Source organism: Roseibium algicola (genome assembly GCF_001999245.1).
In the GTDB taxonomy this organism is placed as follows: domain Bacteria; phylum Pseudomonadota; class Alphaproteobacteria; order Rhizobiales; family Stappiaceae; genus Roseibium; species Roseibium algicola.
The window spans coordinates 3273588-3293133 of the sequence record NZ_CP019630.1; the positions used below are offsets into that span (position 1 = coordinate 3273588).

A 19546-nucleotide genomic window follows, 5' to 3' on the forward strand; every position below is an offset into this window, starting at 1 on the left:
TTGCCCAGTCCGAAACGTGGTGCCGAGGTCGCGTCAGTACGCAACCGACAAATGCGGGCCGGTGTTCTTGTCGACCACTTCCGGCTTGTCGGTTTCAACCTTGCCGGTCCAGCCGCCGCCAAGCGCCTTTTGCAGGGCGATGTAATAGGTGGTCAGGCGGACACGGCTCTGGATGAGCGTGTCTTCGGCGGAGTAGGTCGAGCGTTCAGCATCGAGGGCATCGAGGAAGCTGGCGGCGCCGGTCTGGTAGAGCGATCTGGAAAGCTCGGCGGCCGACTTGTAGCTTTCCGCCGAACGCCGCTGACTGGCGACACGCTTGCGTTCCTGGGTGAAGCCGACAAGAGCGTTCTCGACATCTTCCAGTGCCGTCAGCACCGATGCCTGGTAGGCGAGGAAATACTGATCGCGCTGGGCTTCGGCAATCTCGACGCCTGCCGCCAGTTTGCCTGCATTGAAGATCGGCACGGACAGCGACGGGCCGAAGGCCCAGCTGATCGAGGAATTCTTGCCGAGATCGCCAATGTCGGCTGCGGCGGTGCCGATGGAACCTGTCAGGCTGACGGAGGGATAACGCGCTGCCGTTGCCTGACCGATTTTCGCGGTTGCCTCCGCAAGCTGGCGTTCAGCCAGGCGAACGTCCGGGCGGGTCAGCAGGATGCTTGCCGGAATCCCGACAGGGATCGGCAGTTTCGGTGTCGGAATTCGGCTGCTTGCCAGCAACCGGTCGGTAAGGGCAGTCGGCTGTTGACCGGTCAAAACGCTCAGCCGGTGCATGGAAGCGGCGAGAGCTGTCTTCAGGGCCGGAATATTGGCCTCTGTCGATGCCGCCTGACCTTCCGCGTTGGCAACGTCGAGACCGGAGGACGAACCAGCCTGGAACCGCTTGCGGATGAGGTCGGCCGAGGACTGCTGCGATTTTGCGGTGTCCTGCGCCAGTTTCAACCGCTGCTGAAAGCCGCGCGCTTCGACATAGTTGGTGGCAAGGTCGCCAATCAGGGTCAGCAAGCTTGCCCGCAGCTCTTCCTCGGCAGCATCAAGACCGTATTTGGCTGCTTCCTTTGCTCGGCGGTTGGCGCCGAAGATGTCGATCTCCCAGGCGGCATCGAAACCACCGTTCCAGAGCGTGCCGACGCTGTCGGACCCACTCGATTTGGAGCGGGTCACGCCGGCCGCACCGTCAAGGCTCGGAAAGAGCGATGAGGAGGCCTGTTTGTAACTGGCCCGGGCTTCACGCACCTTGGCCTTGGCGGTGCGGACATCCAGGTTGTTCTGAACCGCGAGCGAGATCAGGCTGTTGAGCTGGGCATCGCCCAGCTGCGTCCACCAGTTGGCAAGTTGCGGCACGGAGGCAGGCGTTTCGCCTGTCGTGTTGCGCCACTTGCCGGGCACGGAGACATCCGGGCGCTGGTAGTCGGGGCCGACGGAACAGGCACCCAGCAGGGTTGCCGCCATCAGGCCCGCACCCAGCCGCAACCAGGTCTTGCGGCGTTGAGAGGGGACGGCGCAGGCAGAGCCGGTCTCAGGTTTGAAAAGGGTCATCGAAACTCTCTCAATGGGCTTTGCTGCCTGAAGTGTCGGGGGCTGCTTCGTTGGTCTGCTTGCGACTGAAGATGCGCCGCACGGTGACGAACAGAAGCGGCACGAAGAAGATGCCGAGCACGGTGGAGGCGATCATGCCGCCCATGACGCCGATGCCGATGGAGTTCTGCGCACCCGAACCTGCCCCGGTGGCAATCGCCAGTGGCGTCACACCCAGGATGAAGGCGAAGGACGTCATCAGGATCGGCCGAAGCCGCTGGCGAGCGGCGTCCAGTGTCGCCTGCAGCAGGTCCTTGCCCTGGCGTTGTTGTTCGATGGCGAACTCCACGATCAGGATGGCATTTTTCGCCGCCAAGCCGATGGTCGTCAGCAGGCCGACCTTGAAGTAGACGTCGTTGGTTTGCCCGAAAATCAGGGCCGCCGCCAGGGCGCCGAAGACGCCGATCGGGACCGACAGCATCACCGCGAAAGGGATCGACCAGCTTTCATAAAGGGCGGCAAGGCACAGGAACACGATCAGGATCGAGATCGCATAAAGCGATGCGGCCTGATCGCCCGAAAGCCGTTCCTGATAGGAAAGGCCGGTCCATTCATGAACGAAGCCTGCCGGAAGCTGGGCCACGAGCGCATCGATTTCCGCCATCGCGTCACCCGAGCTGATGCCGGGAGCCGCCTGGCCCTGCAGTTCCACAGCCGACGCGCCGTTGAAGCGCTCGAGCCGCGGGGAACCATAGGTCCAGCGCGATGAGGCGAAAGCGCTGAAGGGCACCATGTCGCCATTGGAATTGCGCACGTGCCACAGATCCAGATCGGATGGCTGCATGCGGAACGGGGCATCGGCCTGCACATAGACCGGCTTGATGCGGCCACGGTCCATGAAGTCGTTGACGTAGTCGGACCCCCAGGCAATCGACAGGGTGTCGTTGATGTCCGGGATGCCGAGGTCGAGCAGGCGCGCTTTCTGCGTGTCGATGTCGACCTTGAACTGCGGCTGGTCTTCCTGGCCGTTGGGCCGTGTCGCCGCCAGTTTGCCGGATTGTGCCGCCATGCCCAGCAACTGGTTGCGAACCTCCATCAGCCGGTCATGACCAGCGCCATTGATGTCCTGCAGATAGAACGAAAAGCCGTTGGTGTTGCCCATACCCTGAATGGCAGGCGGGGCAAGGGCGAACACACGAGCGTCCTTGAACTGCGAGAAGGCTCCCATGGCACGGCCTGCAACTGCCTGAGCGGCAAGTCGCGGGTCTTCGCGCTCGGTGAAGTCCTTCATGCGGATGAAGGCGAGGCCGACATTCTGTCCCTGGCCGCCGAAACCGAAGCCGGCGACGGTGAAGACGCTGTCGACCGCATCCGGCTCGTTCTCCATGAAGTGGGTGCGTACCTTGTCGAGCACGGTCAGTGTCCGGCCCTGGGTCGCGCCAACGGGCAGGTTGACCATGGCAATCAGAATGCCCTGGTCTTCCTGCGGCAGGAAGGAGCTTGGCAGGCGATTGAACATCCAGCCCATGGCAACGCCGATTGCGATGAACAGCACAAGGAAGCGCTTGCCGCGTTTCAGGATGCCGCCATTTGCCGCCCTGTAGCCGTTTGCACTTGCGTCGAAACCCCTGTTGAACCAGGCGAAGGGACCACGCTTGTGGCCGTGGTCACCCTGCTTCAGCATGGTGGCGCACAGCGCAGGCGTCAGGATGAGCGCAACGAATACCGACAGCACCATGGCCGAAACGATGGTGATCGAGAACTGGCGGTAAATGATCCCGACGGAGCCGCCGAAAAACGCCATCGGCACGAAGACGGCGGACAGCACCACCGCAATGCCGATCAAGGCGCCGGTGATCTCGTTCATGGATTTGCGGGTTGCCTCGCGTGGTGGCAAACCTTCCTCCGCCATCACGCGTTCGACGTTTTCCACCACGACGATGGCGTCATCCACCAATAGCCCGATGGCGAGCACCATGGCGAACATCGTTAGCGTGTTGATCGAATAGCCGAACAGCGCAAGCACCCCGAAGGTGCCCAGCAGAACCACTGGCACGGCAAGTGTCGGAATGATGGTCGCGCGCAGGTTCTGCAGGAAGAGATACATCACCAGGAACACCAGCACGACTGCTTCCAGCAGTGTGTGGACCACCTTCTCGATGGAGAGCTTCACGAAGGGGGTGGTGTCATAGGGATAGACCACATCGACCCCGGCAGGCAGCGTCGAGGAGAGCCGGTCGATGGTGTCGCGTACCCGTTGGGCGGTGTCGATGGCGTTTGCACCGGTCGCAAGCGAGACCGCAAGGCCGGACGCCGGCATGCCGTTGTAGAAGGCAGAGGTGCTGTAGCTTTCGTTGGCAACTTCCACCCGGGCGACATCGTTGAGGCGAACGACAGAGCCGTCTTCGGAGCTCTTCAGAATGATGTCGCGGAACTGCTGTGCAGTCTGCAGGCGGCTGGAGGCGGTGATGGTCGCGTTGAGCTGCTGACCCTCGGCCTGCGGCAGACCGCCAAGCTGGCCGGCGGAAACCTGGGTGTTCTGGGCCTGGATTGCGGAACTGACATCGCTCGGCATCAGGTTGTATTTCAGTAGTTTCGTCGGGTCGAGCCAGATGCGCATGGCATAGCCGGAGCCGAACAGCCGGGTTTCACCGACGCCCTCGACGCGTTTCAGCGTGTCGTTGAGCGTGTTGTCGACATAGTCGGCAATGTCGGTGGAGGTCAGGCGTCCGTCCGTCGAAACGAAGCCGAGCACCATCAGGAAGCCGGAAGTCGACTTGGTGACGGTGATGCCGGTGTTCTGGACGATCTGCGGCAGCTGGCTGGAAACGAGCTGCAGCTTGTTCTGCACCTGCATCTGGGCAACGTCCGGATCCGCCTTGGAGGAGAACGTCAGCGAGATCTGGGCTGAACCGGAGTTCGAAGACGTCGCGGTCATGTAGTCCAGGTAATCGATCCCGGACATGCCCTGTTCGATCACCTTGGTAATCGAGTTCTCGACCGTTGCCGCATCGGCGCCCGGATAATTGGCGCTGATGTTGACGGTGGTCGGTGCAATTTGCGGATATTGCGAAACGGAAAGCGTCGTGATGGCCAGTGCGCCTGCCAGCATCGTGACAATGGCAATGACCCAGGCAAAGATCGGCCTGTCGATGAAGAAAGCTGACATCAGTTGGAAGTCTCACTTGTGTTCGACACCGCCTCACCGCGGCTTTCCACCTCCCCCGTCGCTTCGTCAATGGTCACCAGAGTGCCTGTTGCCTCCTGGCCGGCCCGCACGAACAGCGAGCCTTCAACGATGACCCGGTCTCCCTCCGAGATACCTTCGTTGACCAGCCAGTTGTTGCCGATGTCGCCTTCGACCCTCAGGACGCGCTCTTCCACCTTGCCGTCCTGGTCGAGGAACAATGCCGTCGGTTCGCCCCTGGCGTTGCGCGATACGGCGCGCTGCGGCACGAGGAACGAGTTCTGTGCAATGCCCTCCTCGACGATCGCCTGGACGTACATGCCCGGCAGGAGCAAACGATCGGGGTTCGGGAATTCGGCGCGCAGCGTGTAGGTGCCGGTTGTCGGGTCAACGTGGGCTTCCGAAAATTCCAGCTTGCCGGTTTCGGAGTATTCCTCTCCGGTTTCCAGCAGCAGGCGCACCTGCACGTTGTCACCGGACAACTTGATCCGGCCTTCCCGCACGGCCTTTCGCAGCTTCAGCAGGTTGGTGCTCGACTGGGTGACGTCGACATTGATCGGGTCAAGCTGACGGATGATGGTCAGCGGGGCCGACTGGCTGGCGGTCACCAATGCGCCGACGTTCAGCGTCGAGGCTTCGATGCGGCCCGAAATCGGTGCCTTGATGACGGTGTTGTCGAGATTGATCCTCGCAGTCTGCACGCTGGCCTTTGCGGAGGCGATGTCCGCCTTTGCCTGGGCGAGCGCCGCCTTGGCGTCGTCCAGCTCCTGCTTGGCGACGGCGTTCTGCGTAATCAGTTCCTCGTAGCGCTCAACCTTGGTCTGGGCGCTCGGCAGGGCAGCTTCCGCTTTCTGGAGAGCAGCCTGGGCACTGTCGTGTGCTGCCTTGTAGAGATCGTCCTCGATCCGGTAGAGCACGTCACCGGCGGTGACCTCCGTGCCTTCCTTGAACAGGCGTTCCTTGATGATGCCGCCGACCTCGGGCCGGACTTCCGCATCGAGGGACGCTGCGATCCTGCCCGAAAGCTTGGCCGTGATCGCGACCGACTCGGGCTCAAGTTCGACAACGCCGACTTCCGGTTTGGGTGCGGCGCCTCGCATCTGCTGGGCCTGAGCAATGCCGGACCCCAGGCTGGTGGAAATCAGGAAAGCGATGAGAAAAGCACGGAACGGCTTCTTCGTAGAGCACAGGTACGCAGTGCTCGAACCGAGAGGGGTACACGTCATTTCCGGGAGGAACCTCTTTGGAAGCGAATGCTGTGGAGTATTAGAAAACTCTCGGGTACCATTATTCTCTTCAAGGTTCCCTCGTCAATCGATTTTCGGTATCAGTTCGTAACGGGGAGGAGACAAAATGAGCTCTTCAAGAACAAAAATTGTGCAAACGGGTTCCTGTCCAGGCGGACTTGATGACTGTAACGAGCAGCGGCAACGCGGACGGCAGAAGGTCCATGACGAGGCGACGCTGAAGGCGCGCGTTGTCGAGGTCGCCTTCGGCACGTTCCAGAAACATTCCTACAACGGCACGACCATGGCACTGGTCGCCAAGAATGCCGGGATTTCCAAGCGGACGCTTTACGAGCTGTTTCCTTCGAAAATCGAGCTCTTCGCGGAACTCGCGATACGCCACCGTGCCAATCTTCTTGATGTTCCGGCAGGCCGAAAGGCCGAAACCCTTGAAGAAGCCCTGAGGGCGGTCTTCAAGGTTGACCAGAGCGATGAAAAACACAATCAGCAGGCTGCCGAAATGCGTCTGTTCTATGTGGAGGCGGTCGCGAACGAAGAGCTGGGCATGCTTTTGAGGAAACACTGCGGCAGCGAACTGCATGATGTGGTGACTGCCTGGGTGGAGGACGAGGTCGCAAAAGGCCGGATCGTGGTCCAGTCTTCGCGCGACACGGCAAAGTATCTTCTGGATGTCCTCATTGCGGCTCGGCTGTTCCGCCCGAAGACACCCGACATGATCACGGGCCTGTCGGATATTCGCACCTACCTCAATCACACGATCCAGCTCATCCTGAACGGCCTGCTGCCACGCTGACCGTTCAGGAGGGATGCATCAGGATGCCTTGGCCTTGCGAAGAGGGGCGGGATCGGCTCTTTGCAGCCAGTGGCCGAGATCCAGCGTCGACCGCTGACCAAGTTCTGCACGGTTCTTTTCAAGAAACTCATCGGCAGCAGTGCGGCCTTCCTCGCGCAGTTCCTCCAGGAACGGCCAGGTGGAGTTGAGTTTGGATTGACCGCTGCGGCCATTCATGCCGGCACCTGCAATCCGGTGGATTCGCAGGTTGGCGACCGGATTGGAAGCCGGGCTCGCGGCACGATTGGCGTTGAGGCCTGTCAGGCTCGGCAGGAAACCTTGCCGGGGCGACTGTGTGCCAGCGCCAGCTTGATGTTGCAATTCCGCCAGCAACCGCAGTTCCTTGATCAAAGGCGCATTGAAGGAGATCTCCTTTTCGCGCGCGGCGATCTGCTGGGCATCCTGCGGCAGGGCAGCTCGTTCGGTGGGGCTCGTCTGGACCAGCAACAGATCCGCATCACCCGGCTCCAGAACCAGAGGCATCAGGCTGGGGTTGCCGGTATAGCCGCCGTCCCAGTAATGCTCGCCGTCGATTTCGACCGCGTGAAAGAGGGACGGGAGACAGGCGGATGCCAGAAGCACATCGGTACTGACGGCGCCGTTGGAAAAGATGCGGGCTTCACCCGAACCGACATGGGTCGCAGTCACATGCAGCGGTATGGCCGAGCGGGCAATGGCGTCGATGTCGATCGTTTCGTCTATGATTTCCCGTAAAGGGTTGAAGCCTGCCGGGTTGAGATCGTAGGGCGACAGGAAGTTCATTCCCGCGCCGAAGAGAAACGGCAGGCTTTCGAAATCTATTCCCAATCCACCGAGCACAGCTCTCGATGTCGTCATGTTGAAGGGGGTAAACCGGCTTCGTTTGGAAACCGTTTTCCAGAAGCCCTCCAGTGACGTTCGCGCTTCTTCGCGCCCGCCTTTCATAAGGCCGGTCAGCAGAGCCGCCGCATTCATCGCGCCGGCGGATGTGCCCGAAAGGGCGTTGATCTCGAGTGTCTCTTCCTCCAGGAGACGGTCCAATACGCCCCAGGTGAAGGCGCCATGGGCACCGCCACCCTGGAGCGCCAGGTTCACACGTGTCCTGCGCGCTCCTTTGGCGCTATGTGAAACAGTATGTTTCAAGGTCCGGGTTCCTTTCCACGAAGTAGTGTCCAGCCCCGAAACGTTTCCTCGTGATATTTTTTGCTTGAGTTTCGTGCCCGGCCGCTGGTGAGCGGATTTCGGCGGTAAACCATTTTACGGCCTGCCGGTGCATCGGAAGACTAAGATATGCTGCAATGCAGCATCTTTCAATGCGTGCACGCGTTGCGACAGGCTTTTACGCTGAGAAACGGCAGCCTTCCGCGGGAAAAATACTGCTGCGATGCGATGTTTCGAAGTCTGCGCGACAAAAGGGAGACTTGCGCAAGTTCCTGATTCCATGTCTGAATTCAGATACCTTCCCGGAATGCGCGGGCAGGTGATGTCGTTTTGGCTGAAACTTTGTGCAGACGATCGGGAGGATGCAGCGCAATGAGCGTGAAACTGACTTTTCTCGGAGGCGTCGGCACTGTTACAGGTTCGAAATATCTGCTGGAGAAAGACGGCACGCGTGTGCTGGTCGATTGCGGCCTGTTCCAGGGTTACAAGCAATTGCGGCTCAAGAACTGGGCGCCTTTGCCTGTCGATCCGAAAACGATCGACGCGGTCATCCTGACACACGCCCATCTGGATCACTCCGGCTATCTGCCTCTCCTGGTTCGCAACGGCTTCAAGGGGCCGGTTGTCTGCACAAGGGCGACGCGGGATCTGTGCGCGATCCTCCTGCCGGACAGTGGGTTCTTGCAGGAAAAGGACGCGGAATTCGCCAACCGTCACGGGTTCTCGAAGCACCGTCCGGCCCTGCCGCTCTACACGAAAAAGGATGCGGAAGTGTCGCTGGACCGGTTTCGGCCAGTGGACTTCGATGACGTGCATGAAATGCTGGGCGCTTTCAGCGTTACCTTCCGCAAGGCCGGGCATATTCTGGGGGCGGCGATTGTGGAGCTGACCTGGGGTGGCACAAGGATCGTCTTTTCCGGAGACCTCGGGCGCTACGGTGATGCGACGATGTTCGATCCGTCGCCGATCCGCGAGGCGGATTACCTGCTGGTCGAATCCACCTATGGCAATCGCCGGCACGAAAACCTTGATGCCGAGGACATCCTGGCCGAAGCCATCACCAAGACTGCACGGCGCGGTGGCACCGTTGTCATCCCCTCCTTTGCGGTCGGCCGGGCGCAATCACTGCTGTTCCACATACAGAGCCTGAAGGAAGACGGCCGAATTCCCGACCTGCCGATCTTTCTCGACAGTCCCATGGCCGTCAGCGCCTCCAACATCTATGGCAAACACCCGGACGACCACCGGTTGACGGCGGAAGAATGCGACTGGTCCAACGGGGCGGCGCATTATGTGGCCGATGTGGAGGAATCCAAGGATCTCGACCGGAACCGCATGCCCAAGGTCATCGTTTCTGCCAGCGGCATGGCGACCGGCGGCCGGGTGCTGCATCACCTGAAACACTATGCGCCCGACCATCGCAACATGATCCTGTTCGCGGGCTTTCAGGCTGGGGGAACGAGAGGCGCGGCGATCACGTCCGGTGCGGCAAGTGTCCGGATCCATGGCTCCGACGTGCCGATCCGGGCGGAGGTCGGCAACCTGCACATGCTGTCAGCGCATGCGGATGCGGACGAAATCATGCGGTGGCTGGGAAACTTCGAGCGGCCGCCAAAGATGACCTACATCACGCATGGCGAACCGGATGCCGCCGACGCCCTGCGCTACAGGATCGAGAGCGAGCTGGATTGGCCGTGCTGGCTGCCGGACTACCGGGAAGACGTTGAACTGGAATAAAGATCGCCAAGCGCTCCTTTTCCCAGCTTCCGTACAGCAGGAATGAATGCCGGTATCGGAACCTGCGAGGCACTGGAAATAATCGTTTCTGCTATTTGCCGTTGCGTCAGATTTGTCGCAGTGTTTAAGGTAGGGGCCAAGGTGTGTAGGGAGTACTGGCTGTGTGGCGTTCTGTTCTCATGTCCTCGATCATGGCGGTCGCCGCCGTCACGTCTGCCAAGGCCGATGCCGTTGTGATCGGCGTGCCCGCCTGGCCCTCGGCTCAGGTCACCGCCTACATCATCGATGATATTCTCAAAGAGCGCCTCGGTGTAGAGACGGAACTGCGTGATCGAGGCACCCTGACGATTCTCTCCGATATCGGCCGGGGCGAGGTCCAGGTACATCCGGAAGTCTGGTTCCCCAACCTGTCTGCAATGGCTGGGCGGTTGAGCGAGGAAAAGCATGTTCTGTCGCTCAGCCCCAAGAGCGTCGCCGCGACGCAGAATATCTGCGCGACACGCGCAACGGTTGAACAAACCGGCATCAAGGCGGTCGCCGACCTCGTGAAGCCCGAGATGGCCGCGCAATTCGACAGTGACGGCGATGGCAAGGGCGAGATCTGGATTGGCGCCCCGAGCTGGTCGTCAACGGAGATCGAAAAGATCAGGGCGCATTCCTACGGCTACGACCAGACAATGACGCTGCTGGAAATGCCGGAAGATGTCGCCATGGCCGCCGTTGATGCGGCCGTGTCCTTCGGCAAGCCCGTGGTCTTCTATTGCTACGGACCGCACCATGTTTTTGAACTTCATGACATCGTGAAGCTGGAAGAGCCAGCGTACGACCCGGCACGCTGGACAATCGTCACCCGCGCCCAGGACAACGACTGGCTGGAAAAGTCACACGCCGACACCGCCTGGGACGCGTCCAGTTTCAAGATTGCGTTTGCGACTTCCCTTGAAAGCGGCATGCCCGAAGTGGCCTCGTTCCTGTCAGCCATGGAACTGACACCGGCTGATGTGACCGGGATGAGCTATGCCGTCGTTGTCGAGGGCAAACCGGCAGAAGATGTTGCAAGGGACTGGATTGCCGCGAATGCGGACAGGATCGGGGAGTGGACCAAATGATCAAGCTGCCGAGCGCATTTCGCACTGTCTTGAACTGGGTGCCTGCCATTGCGGTGCTGGCCTTTGCCGGCGTGGCACTGGCGCAATCCTTCCAGACGCAGATCTACGATCCGACGACACGCAAATGGGTGGACTACACCCCGCGCGCAGCGGCGAAGTTCTATAACCGGCATGGCCAGTCGCCTGAGGAATTCCGGCGGCAGGTGGTTCCGTTCCGAACGGCTGAAAAGCCCGGTACCATCATCATCGATGGAGACAGGCACTTCCTTTACCTAGTTCAGCCCAACTTTCAGGCGATCCGATACGGGATTGGCGTGGGCCGCGACGGCTTCGGCTGGGCCGGCATCGTCAAGATCGGCCGCATGCAGGAATGGCCGACCTGGACACCGCCACCGGAAATGATTGCCCGTGATCCTGAATCTGCCCAGTGGGCGGGCGGCATGCCAGGCGGGCCCGACAATCCGCTCGGCGCCCGTGCGATGTATCTTTATATCGGCAACAAGGATTCCATCTACCGCATCCATGGCACCAACCAGCCCTGGACGATCGGTCTCAATATCTCATCGGGCTGTATTCGCCTGAACAATGAAGATGTCGCGGATCTCTACAGCCGCGTCGAAGTTGGCGCGAAGGTGATTGTGCTGATGCAGGGGGCTGCCCTTTACAAGGGCGTCTGAGACCTGTCGGTGAAGGGTGGGAGAAACTTGAAATGAAAATCAGGGTATCGAACAGGCTTGCTGCGGGACTGGCTGCCGGTCTTTGTCTTTCCGTCGTCGCGGGCTGCAACACCAGCTCCAACCAGACACCGACGGCCGGTGCCGTGCGTTCGTCCGGCGAAACCGCACCAACCGACCTGCAATTGCTTTGTGCCTCGAAGGCCGCAGAAGAGCTGCAGGTTACCGGCGGCAATGTTCTGCCCGTCAGCTCCATGCCTTCGGGCGAAAACGCCTATCAGGTCAACCTGACCTTCGATGGCGGGCAGGCGGTTTGCGTCATTGACGAAGCCGGTACCGTTCAGTCGATCAATCGCGTTTAAGGAAGAGCCGGGCGGCTTCAAGCCTCCGGCAGATGCTTCAAGAGTGAAGCCTTGGCCCCGTGGATGTGTTCCCGGGTGAGGTTGGAGGCGAGGTCCGCGTCGCCTTTTTCGCAGGCTTCCAGGATGGCGAAATGTTCGCGTCCCGCCCGTTCCATGCCGTTGGACATGACCAGCTGGGCCCGGATCTGCCGTTCCACCCGGTCGATGGCGTTGTCGGCAATCTCCTGAAAGAACTTCAGATCGCTGGCGCTGTAGAGCGTTTCGTGAAAATCGCGGTTGAGGTCGCCATAGGCCATCGGATCGGTGGCCGAGGAGAACGCCGCGCATTTTTGCCTTGCGTCTGCCAGCAATTCCTTGGACATCAGCGGAACGGCGTTGCGGATGATTTCCGGTTCGACCAGCGCGCGCAGGTCAAAGATTTCCGCCGTTTCCCTGGGTGACAGACCGGCGACGACAGCCCCCTTGTAGCGCTGGGTCTTGACGAGGCCCTGTTCCTCCAGGCGGGAGATCGCTTCGCGTACCGGAATGCGGCTGGTGTTGAACAGGCGGGCGATTTCGTCCTGGCGGAGAGGTTCGCCTTCTTCAAGCTGGCCCTCGATAATGGCTTTCCGCAGCGCGTCGAACACAATCGACGATGCCGAAGCAGTCGCGGAAATATCCATCGTTTTCAGTTTCATAGGACCAATTCTCCCTAAGGCCACCTTTTACGGGATCGCCCTTGATTGGTGAAGCGAAAATGATTTCGAATATTTTATATTGAATATTGGATCCAATCTGGTTTATCAATCTCGGGCCCAAGGGAACGCAGCAGGCAGCAGTTGATGGAACAGCTGGCGCTGCGAGGTCCGGGTGCGGTGCACCGAAGGCTGGAAGGCTCGGCGCACGATGAGCGAAGACCGACGGGAGGCGCATCTGCCGTCCGGCGGCTTAGCCGGAATACCCCGACAGCTCGGGAGGCTGTCGGGCAAAGACCTCGTCCGGATCGAGCGGGAAACCCGCCGACCGGGCAAGAAAAGACCCGGAGCGTGCAAGCACCGGGGCCAGAATGCTTCAGAAGGAAGAGGGGAACTCATGATCAGGAAATTTGTGGCTGCCGCAGCCCTTTCATTCGCCGCCGCGCTGCCGGTCAAAGCCGACACGCTGGACGATGTTATCGATCGCGGTCAGCTGAAATGCGGCGTCGTGCTGGACTTTCCGCCGATCGGCTATCGGGACGAGAACAACGAGCCGGCCGGTTTCGACGTGGAATATTGCAATGACCTCGCCGCAGCGCTTGAAGTCGAGCCGATCATCTATCCGGTAACCTGGGCCGAGCGCCTGCCGGTGATCGTGACCGGCCGCGCGGATGTGGTGTTCGGCGCAACTTCCGACAGTCTCGCCCGTGCCCGTACCGTTGGTTTCACCATTCCCTACGCGATCTATTACGCGCAGGGCGTCGTCAACACGGAAAGCGGGATCAGCGCTTTTGAAGATATCCGCGGCAAGCGCGTTGCTGCTGCTATCGGTACCGTGCCGGAGCAGGAATGGCTCAAGATCGCGGCCGAATGGGGCGAAGAGCATCTCTACCAGGGCTATCAATCCGAAAACGAAGTGTTTCTTGCTGTTGCCCAGGGCAAGGCCGATATCGGCCTGACCACCAACACCGCCGTCAAGCCGGTCACCGACCAGTATGAAACGCTGGAGCCCGGCCCGCGCATGCCTTGGACCACGGACTACACTTCCGTTGTCGCCAAGCGCGAAGACGTGACCTGGCTGAACTTCCTCAACCTCTTCGTTACCCACCAGGTCCGCTCCGGCCGCTATGCCGAGCTGTGGGGCAAATATGTCGGTGGCGAAGCTCCGGAACTGCGTATCCCGGGCGTGATGTACTGAGGGTGAAGCCTTGACGGGTGATCCTATCCTCCTCGGATGAGAGCGGGGTCACCTGCACCTTGCGACAATTACAGTGTCACCCCGGGCGACCGAAAGGGAGACCCGGGGCTCACTCCCACCCGGGAAAGTTTGAAGCGTGTGCTGATCCTCGGTGAAGAGATCCGCGGCTTCACCAAGTTTCACCAAGAGTAGGCCCCGGATCCGCGCTGCGCTTGTCCGGGGTGACACCCGGAATACCAACCTCGGCAGTGCTCTTGGCTGACGGGATCTCACGAATGCGTATGCCTTGCCCCGATAAGGCGGGATAGCCGGAGCAATTCGTAACAAATGTTCGACTATAATTTCCATTGGCGGCCGGTGCTGAAAAGCCTGCCCGATCTGCTGGAGGCCGGGTTGCTGACGCTTGAAGTCGCGACCCTGTCGATGGTGATCGGCATCGTGGTCGGTCTTGCGCTGGCGCTGATCCGGCTGAAGCTGAAGGGGCCACTCTACTGGCTCGCGACAACGTGGGTGGAACTGGCGCGCAATACGCCTGCGCTGTTCCAGCTGTTCTTCTTCGGCTTCGGGCTCGGCGCCTTCGGCATTCACCTGACACCGTTTTTCATCGTGCTTGCCGGGCTAAGCTTCAACTGTGCCGGCTATCTGGCGGAGAATTTTCGCGGCGGCTTTCAGGCTGTGCCCGAGACGCAGCTGCGGGCGGCACGGTCGTTGGGAATGACCTCCTGGCAGGCCTATACCCGCATCGTCATCCCGCAGGTTTTTCGCATCGTCTATCACCCGGTCACCAACCAGATGGTCTGGGCGGTATTGATGTCTTCACTCGGCATGCTGGTCGGGTTCCGCGAACTGTCAGGCGAGACCCAGTTTTTCGCCAGCCGCACCTTCCGCATCTTCGAATATTTCGCAGTCACGGCCGTCATCTACTACGTGATCGTCAAATTCATCCTGGCGGCGTCCCGGCTCCTTGCCATGCGCCTGTTCCGGTACTGAGGGGCTGACATGAAAGAATCCATCAGCTTCTTTTCAGGCTTCAACATTCACGATTTCTGGTTCCTCGGTGAAGCTGCACTCCGGACCCTCTGGATCTCGGCTGTCTCGATCACCATCGGGACCGTGCTCGGCGGTCTGTTCGGCTGGATGCTTTACGAGGGCCGGCTGGCGGCGACGCTGCTGCTGGGGCCGGTGCTGGATGTGTTCCGCTCCGTGCCGCTGATTATCCAGCTTGTGCTGTTCTACAATTTTGCGCCCATCGTCGGTCTGGATTTCGATCCGTTTGCGTCGGGCGTGGTGATCCTGACCGCCTACACCGCTTCTCTGGTAGCCAACGTTGCCCGCGGCGGCATCGAGGCTGTCGGCAAGCCGATGCGCCGGGCGGCGCGTTCGCTGGGGCTCAGCTACTGGCAGGACATGCGCTACGTGGTGTTGCCCATCGGCGGGCGGGCCGTCTTTCCGGCCTGGGTCGGTGTTGCGCTCGGCGTCATGAAGGATTCCGCGCTGGTGTCCGTCCTCGGCTATGTCGAGCTGCTCAAGGCCAGCCAGATCCTGATCACGCGGACACAGGAACCCTTCCTGATCCTCTCCCTCGCCGGCGCGTTCTACTTCGCGCTGTCCTTCCCGATCTCGCGCTATGCCGCAAAACTGGAAAAAAGGTGGGCCCAATGATCGAGATACGCGGCCTTGAGAAATATTTCGGCGCTCTTCAGGTGCTCAAGGGCATCGACCTCGATGTCGAAAAGGGCGAAGTGCTTTCCGTCATCGGCGCGTCCGGGTCGGGCAAGTCGACACTGCTCTATTGCATCAACGGCCTGGAGCCGATCCAGAAGGGATCGGTGGTGGTCGACGGCACCGACGTTCACGCCAAGGCGACGGACATCAACAAGCTGCGCCAGAAGCTCGGCATGGTGTTCCAGCAATGGAACAGCTTTCCGCATCTGACCGCGTTGGAAAATGTTGCGCTGGCGCCGAGGATCGTGAAAGGCAAATCGAAAGCGGAAGCCGAGGCGATTGCGGAAAAGCAGCTTCGCCATGTCGGACTTGCGGACAAGCTGAAAGTGTATCCGAACAATCTGTCGGGCGGGCAGCAGCAACGTCTCGCGATTGCGCGGGCACTGGCCATGGAGCCAACCTACATGCTCTTCGACGAGGCGACATCCGCTCTCGATCCGGAGCTGGTCGGCGAAGTGCTGGATACGATGCGCCTGCTGGCCGAGGAAGGCATGACGATGATCTGCGTTACCCACGAAATGGGCTTTGCCCGGGACGTCTCCGACCGGGTCGCCTTCTTCCACAAGGGCGTAATGGAGGAGATCGGCCCGCCGGCCCAGATCTTCGGTCAGCCTGAATCCGAGAACACCCGAAAATTTCTTGCTAACGTGCGCTGACCCGGCGCAACTAGACCTTACCGTCAGGCCTCAAGGCCCGTGCTTCGCACGTGGGAGCCAACCGACAGGCCCGACCCATCCAGGAGTGAATGATGACGTCCAATATCTTTTCCGGCTGCATGCCTGCCCTGATGACCCCGTGCAAGGCCGACCGTTCGCCCGATTTCGATGCCCTCGTGAAGAAGGGTAAGGAACTGATCGAAGCCGGCATGTCCGCCGTCGTCTATTGCGGCTCCATGGGCGACTGGCCTCTCCTGACGGACGAGCAGCGCATGGAAGGCGTCGAGCGTCTGGTGAAGGCGGGTGTACCGGTGGTCGTTGGAACCGGTGCGGTTAACACCAAATCCGCCGTTGCCCATGCCGCCCATGCGGCAAAGGTTGGCGCGCATGGTCTCATGGTCATCCCGCGCGTTCTGTCTCGCGGCATCTCCGTGTCGGCGCAGCGCAACCATTTCAGCGATATCCTGAAAGCGGCTCCGAACCTGCCGGCGGTGATCTACAACAGCCCCTATTACGGTTTCGCCACCCGCGCCGACCTGTTCTTCGACCTGCGCCGGGAATTCCCGAACCTGATCGGCTTCAAGGAATTCGGCGGCTTTGCGGACCTGCGCTATGCGGCTGAAAACATCACTTCGCAGGACGACCAGGTGACGCTGATGGTCGGTGTCGACACCGCCGTCTATCACGGCTTCATCAACTGTGGAGCGATCGGCGCGATTACCGGTATCGGCAATGCCATACCCAAGGAAGTCCTGCATCTGGTGGCGCTTTGCAAGAAGGCCGCAGAAGGCCATGCGGAAGCGCGCCTGCGGGCAAAGGAACTGGAAGAGGCGCTGGCTGTTCTGTCCAGTTTCGATGAAGGCCCGGACCTGGTGCTCTACTACAAGCACCTGATGGTGTTGAACGGCGACACCGAATACACGCTGCACTTCAACGAGACCGATGCCCTCAACGATGCGCAGCGCAACTATGTCGAAGCGCAGTACAAGCTGTTCAAGACCTGGTACGCCGACTGGAGCACGCAGGGCGGCGTGATCGCCGAATGCGCGTAATCGACAGCCATACCGCGGGTGAACCGACCCGCGTCGTGCTCGATGGTGGCCCCGATCTCGGATCGGGGACACTGGCGGAACGCGCCGCCCGGCTGGAAGCCGAGCATCTCGATTTCTGCGCTTCCGTCGTTCTGGAACCGCGTGGTCACGATGCCATTATCGGTGCGCTGCTGGTGCCGCCGTCCGATCCGGATTGTGTTGCCGGCTTGATCTACTTCAACAACCTGCAGAACCTTGGCATGTGCGGCCACGCCACCATCGGCCTTGGTGTCACCCTGGCGCATCTCGGCCGGATCGGGCCGGGGCGGCACAAGTTCGAAACGCCGGTGGGCGTGGTCGAGATCGATCTGATCGACGCCAACACGGTGTCGGTGGTCAACATCGAAAGCTACCGGCTGGCGAAGGATGTCACGGTCGAGGTCGAAGGCATTGGTCCGGTCACCGGTGATGTTGCCTGGGGCGGCAACTGGTTCTTCCTGGTCAAGAACAGCCCGGTTGCCCTGACGGGTGCCAATATCCGCCCGCTGACCGACCTCACGCTGAAGATCCGCGATGCGCTGGAAAAGGCCGGTGTTACCGGTAAGGACGGTGCCTGGATCGACCATATCGAGCTGTTCGGGCCGGCCGAAGACCCGTCCGCGCAAAGCCGCAACTTCGTGCTGTGCCCGGGTGGTGCCTATGACCGCTCGCCCTGCGGAACAGGCTGTTCGGCCAAGCTGGCCTGCCTTGCCGCCGATGGTGCGCTGGCACCGGGTGAGGACTATCTGCAGGAAAGCGTCATCGGCAGCACCTACAAGATCAGCTACCAGCCCGGCCCGGGTGGCGGCGTTATTCCGACGATCACCGGACAGGCCTTCGTCACGTCCGATGCCAACCTGATTTTCAATCCGGCGGACCCCTACCGCGCAGGGATACGCCTTTAAGCCCCGGATAAGCCAAGTTATGGATTACAGGAATTTTGTCGGCGGGCAGTGGCTCGAAACAACCGACAGCACGCCCAACGTCAACCCGTCCGATATCAGCGATATCCTCGGCTACGCGGCGAAGGCCGGTGTCGATCAGCTGGACCAGGCCATCGATGCAGCGCATCAGGCAGCTCCCGGCTGGGCGGCGTCGACGCCGCAGCAGCGTTTTGATGTGCTGGATTTCGTCGGGACGGAACTTCTGGCTCGCAAGGCCGAATTAGGCCGTCTGCTTTCGCGTGAGGAAGGCAAGACATTGCCGGAAGGTATTGGCGAGGTGGCGCGCGCCGGGCAGATTTTCAAATTTTTTGCCGGCGAAGCATTGCGCCTCGCTGGCGACAGACTGGCATCCGTCAGGCCCGGTATCGAAGTTGACGTCACCCGGTTTCCGATCGGGGTTGTCGGGCTGATTACACCTTGGAACTTCCCGATTGCGATCCCTGCCTGGAAGATCGCTCCGGCACTTTGCTACGGCAACGCAGTCATCTTGAAACCGGCTGAGCTGGTGCCGGGTTGCGCGCATGCGCTCATCGAGATCCTGTCCCGGTCCGGCTTGCCGGAAGGCGTGGTCAACCTCGTGATGGGACGTGGCTCGCAGATTGGTCCGCGCCTGGTGGAAAGTGCGAAGGTGAAGGCGATTTCCTTTACCGGCTCGGTGCCGACGGGGCGGGGAATCGCGGCGGCCTGTGGTCAGCACCTGAAGAAGGTGCAGCTGGAAATGGGCGGCAAGAACCCAATGGTGGTTCTGGACGATGCCGACCTTGCCATCGCCGTCGAAGCTTCGCTCAACGGTGCCTTCTTCTCGACCGGTCAGCGCTGCACGGCAAGCTCGCGGCTGGTCGTGACCGAGGGCATTCACGACCGGTTCGTCGAAGCCCTTGCCGAGCGCATGCAGGCGCTGAAGGTCGGCAATGCTCTGGAAGATGGCGTGCAGATGGGGCCGGTGGTCGATGAGCGGCAACTGCAGCAGAACCTTTCCTATGTCGATATCGCGGCAAAGGAAGGCGGCAAGGTTCAGGGCGGGAAACGGCTCAACCGCAACACGGAAGGTTTCTACATGGCGCCGGCCCTGGTGAGCGAAACCGACAACGCCATGCGGATCAACACCGAAGAGGTCTTCGGCCCGGTCGCATCCGTTATTCGCGTGAAGGATTACGAGGAAGCGCTGGCTGTCGCCAACGATACGGAATTCGGGTTGAGCGCTGGTATCTGTACCACGTCGCTGAAACATGCCAGCCACTTCAAGGCCAATGCCGAGGCCGGCATGGTGATGGTCAATCTGCCGACGGCAGGTGTCGATTATCACGTGCCTTTTGGCGGCACCAAAGGATCCAGCTTCGGCTCGCGCGAGCAAGGCCGTTACGCCGCTGAATTCTACACTTCGGTCAAGACTGCCTACACGCTCCCCTAAAGTGTGGCCAACAGGCAGCAAACTGCCTGCGGGGCACTTCGCCCTGCCTCGCAGGCCTTTTT

General features: G+C 60.7%; 17 protein-coding genes. 12 read left to right on the top strand and 5 right to left on the bottom strand.

The window, feature by feature from the left end; translation table 11 throughout:
- Positions 1-33: 33 nt before the first annotated feature.
- Genes B0E33_RS15270 through B0E33_RS15280 form a run of 3 tightly spaced genes read right to left on the bottom strand, consistent with a single transcriptional unit; the run spans position 34 to position 5931 of the window.
- Positions 34-1539: an efflux transporter outer membrane subunit gene (locus tag B0E33_RS15270; RefSeq protein ID WP_062486847.1), complete on the bottom strand. Its 1506-nt coding sequence runs from the start codon at positions 1537-1539 to the stop codon at positions 34-36.
- A gap of 10 nt (positions 1540-1549) precedes the next feature.
- Positions 1550-4687, bottom strand: a complete 3138-nt coding sequence (locus B0E33_RS15275) for an efflux RND transporter permease subunit (RefSeq protein ID WP_062486849.1) — start codon at positions 4685-4687, stop codon at positions 1550-1552.
- Positions 4687-5931, bottom strand: a complete 1245-nt coding sequence (locus B0E33_RS15280; protein ID WP_208997636.1) for an efflux RND transporter periplasmic adaptor subunit — start codon at positions 5929-5931, stop codon at positions 4687-4689. The genes B0E33_RS15275 and B0E33_RS15280 overlap by 1 nt, the downstream gene beginning before the upstream one ends.
- A gap of 127 nt (positions 5932-6058) precedes the next feature.
- Between B0E33_RS15280 and B0E33_RS15285 the strand changes: the two genes are divergently transcribed.
- Positions 6059-6745, top strand: coding sequence for a TetR/AcrR family transcriptional regulator (locus tag B0E33_RS15285; RefSeq protein ID WP_077291668.1), 687 nt, complete (start codon positions 6059-6061; stop codon positions 6743-6745).
- An 18-nt stretch (positions 6746-6763) separates the two neighbouring features.
- Here the strand turns inward: B0E33_RS15285 and B0E33_RS15290 are convergent, their stop codons facing one another.
- Positions 6764-7906 (bottom strand): patatin-like phospholipase family protein, encoded by a 1143-nt coding sequence (locus tag B0E33_RS15290; RefSeq protein WP_077291669.1) that lies wholly within the window; start codon positions 7904-7906, stop codon positions 6764-6766.
- 390 nt (positions 7907-8296) lie between these two features.
- Here B0E33_RS15290 and B0E33_RS15295 point away from each other — a divergent pair, with 390 nt between their 5' ends.
- From B0E33_RS15295 to B0E33_RS15310, 4 genes are all read left to right on the top strand, one after another.
- Positions 8297-9661: an MBL fold metallo-hydrolase gene (locus B0E33_RS15295; protein ID WP_206051370.1), complete on the top strand. Its 1365-nt coding sequence runs from the start codon at positions 8297-8299 to the stop codon at positions 9659-9661.
- Between the two features lie 161 nt (positions 9662-9822).
- On the top strand, positions 9823-10770 hold the full coding sequence (locus B0E33_RS15300) for an ABC transporter substrate-binding protein (protein ID WP_228148018.1): 948 nt from the start codon (positions 9823-9825) through the stop codon (positions 10768-10770).
- Positions 10767-11447, top strand: coding sequence for a L,D-transpeptidase (locus B0E33_RS15305; RefSeq protein ID WP_055661555.1), 681 nt, complete (start codon positions 10767-10769; stop codon positions 11445-11447). The genes B0E33_RS15300 and B0E33_RS15305 overlap by 4 nt, the downstream gene beginning before the upstream one ends.
- A 32-nt stretch (positions 11448-11479) precedes the next feature.
- The gene (locus B0E33_RS15310) at positions 11480-11806 is read left to right on the top strand and encodes a hypothetical protein (RefSeq protein WP_077291671.1); all 327 of its coding nucleotides are present in this window, start codon (positions 11480-11482) and stop codon (positions 11804-11806) included.
- Between the two features lie 17 nt (positions 11807-11823).
- Here B0E33_RS15310 and B0E33_RS15315 read toward each other — a convergent pair whose 3' ends face one another.
- The gene (locus B0E33_RS15315; RefSeq protein ID WP_023000135.1) at positions 11824-12483 is read right to left on the bottom strand and encodes a GntR family transcriptional regulator; all 660 of its coding nucleotides are present in this window, start codon (positions 12481-12483) and stop codon (positions 11824-11826) included.
- Between the two features lie 394 nt (positions 12484-12877).
- Here B0E33_RS15315 and B0E33_RS15320 point away from each other — a divergent pair, with 394 nt between their 5' ends.
- The 7 genes from B0E33_RS15320 (at position 12878) to B0E33_RS15350 (ending at position 19484) form a co-directional block, all read left to right on the top strand.
- The gene (locus tag B0E33_RS15320; protein WP_077291672.1) at positions 12878-13678 is read left to right on the top strand and encodes a transporter substrate-binding domain-containing protein; all 801 of its coding nucleotides are present in this window, start codon (positions 12878-12880) and stop codon (positions 13676-13678) included.
- Positions 13679-14005: 327 nt separating this feature from the next.
- Positions 14006-14668, top strand: a complete 663-nt coding sequence (locus tag B0E33_RS15325; protein WP_055661559.1) for an amino acid ABC transporter permease — start codon at positions 14006-14008, stop codon at positions 14666-14668.
- A gap of 9 nt (positions 14669-14677) precedes the next feature.
- Positions 14678-15340 carry an amino acid ABC transporter permease gene (locus tag B0E33_RS15330; RefSeq protein WP_023000138.1) on the top strand — a complete coding sequence of 221 codons (663 nt, stop codon included), beginning with the start codon at positions 14678-14680 and terminating at the stop codon, positions 15338-15340.
- Positions 15337-16059, top strand: a complete 723-nt coding sequence (locus B0E33_RS15335) for an amino acid ABC transporter ATP-binding protein (protein ID WP_023000139.1) — start codon at positions 15337-15339, stop codon at positions 16057-16059. Before B0E33_RS15330 ends, B0E33_RS15335 begins: the two co-directional genes overlap by 4 nt.
- 92 nt (positions 16060-16151) lie before the next feature.
- Entirely contained in the window at positions 16152-17111 is a 960-nt protein-coding gene (locus tag B0E33_RS15340; protein WP_077293349.1) for a dihydrodipicolinate synthase family protein, read from the top strand.
- A complete protein-coding gene (locus B0E33_RS15345; RefSeq protein WP_077291673.1) occupies positions 17102-18034 on the top strand; it encodes a 4-hydroxyproline epimerase in 933 nt (310 codons plus the stop codon). The genes B0E33_RS15340 and B0E33_RS15345 overlap by 10 nt, the downstream gene beginning before the upstream one ends.
- A 19-nt stretch (positions 18035-18053) precedes the next feature.
- Entirely contained in the window at positions 18054-19484 is a 1431-nt protein-coding gene (locus tag B0E33_RS15350) for an aldehyde dehydrogenase family protein (protein ID WP_077291674.1), read from the top strand.
- Positions 19485-19546: the final 62 nt, after the last annotated feature.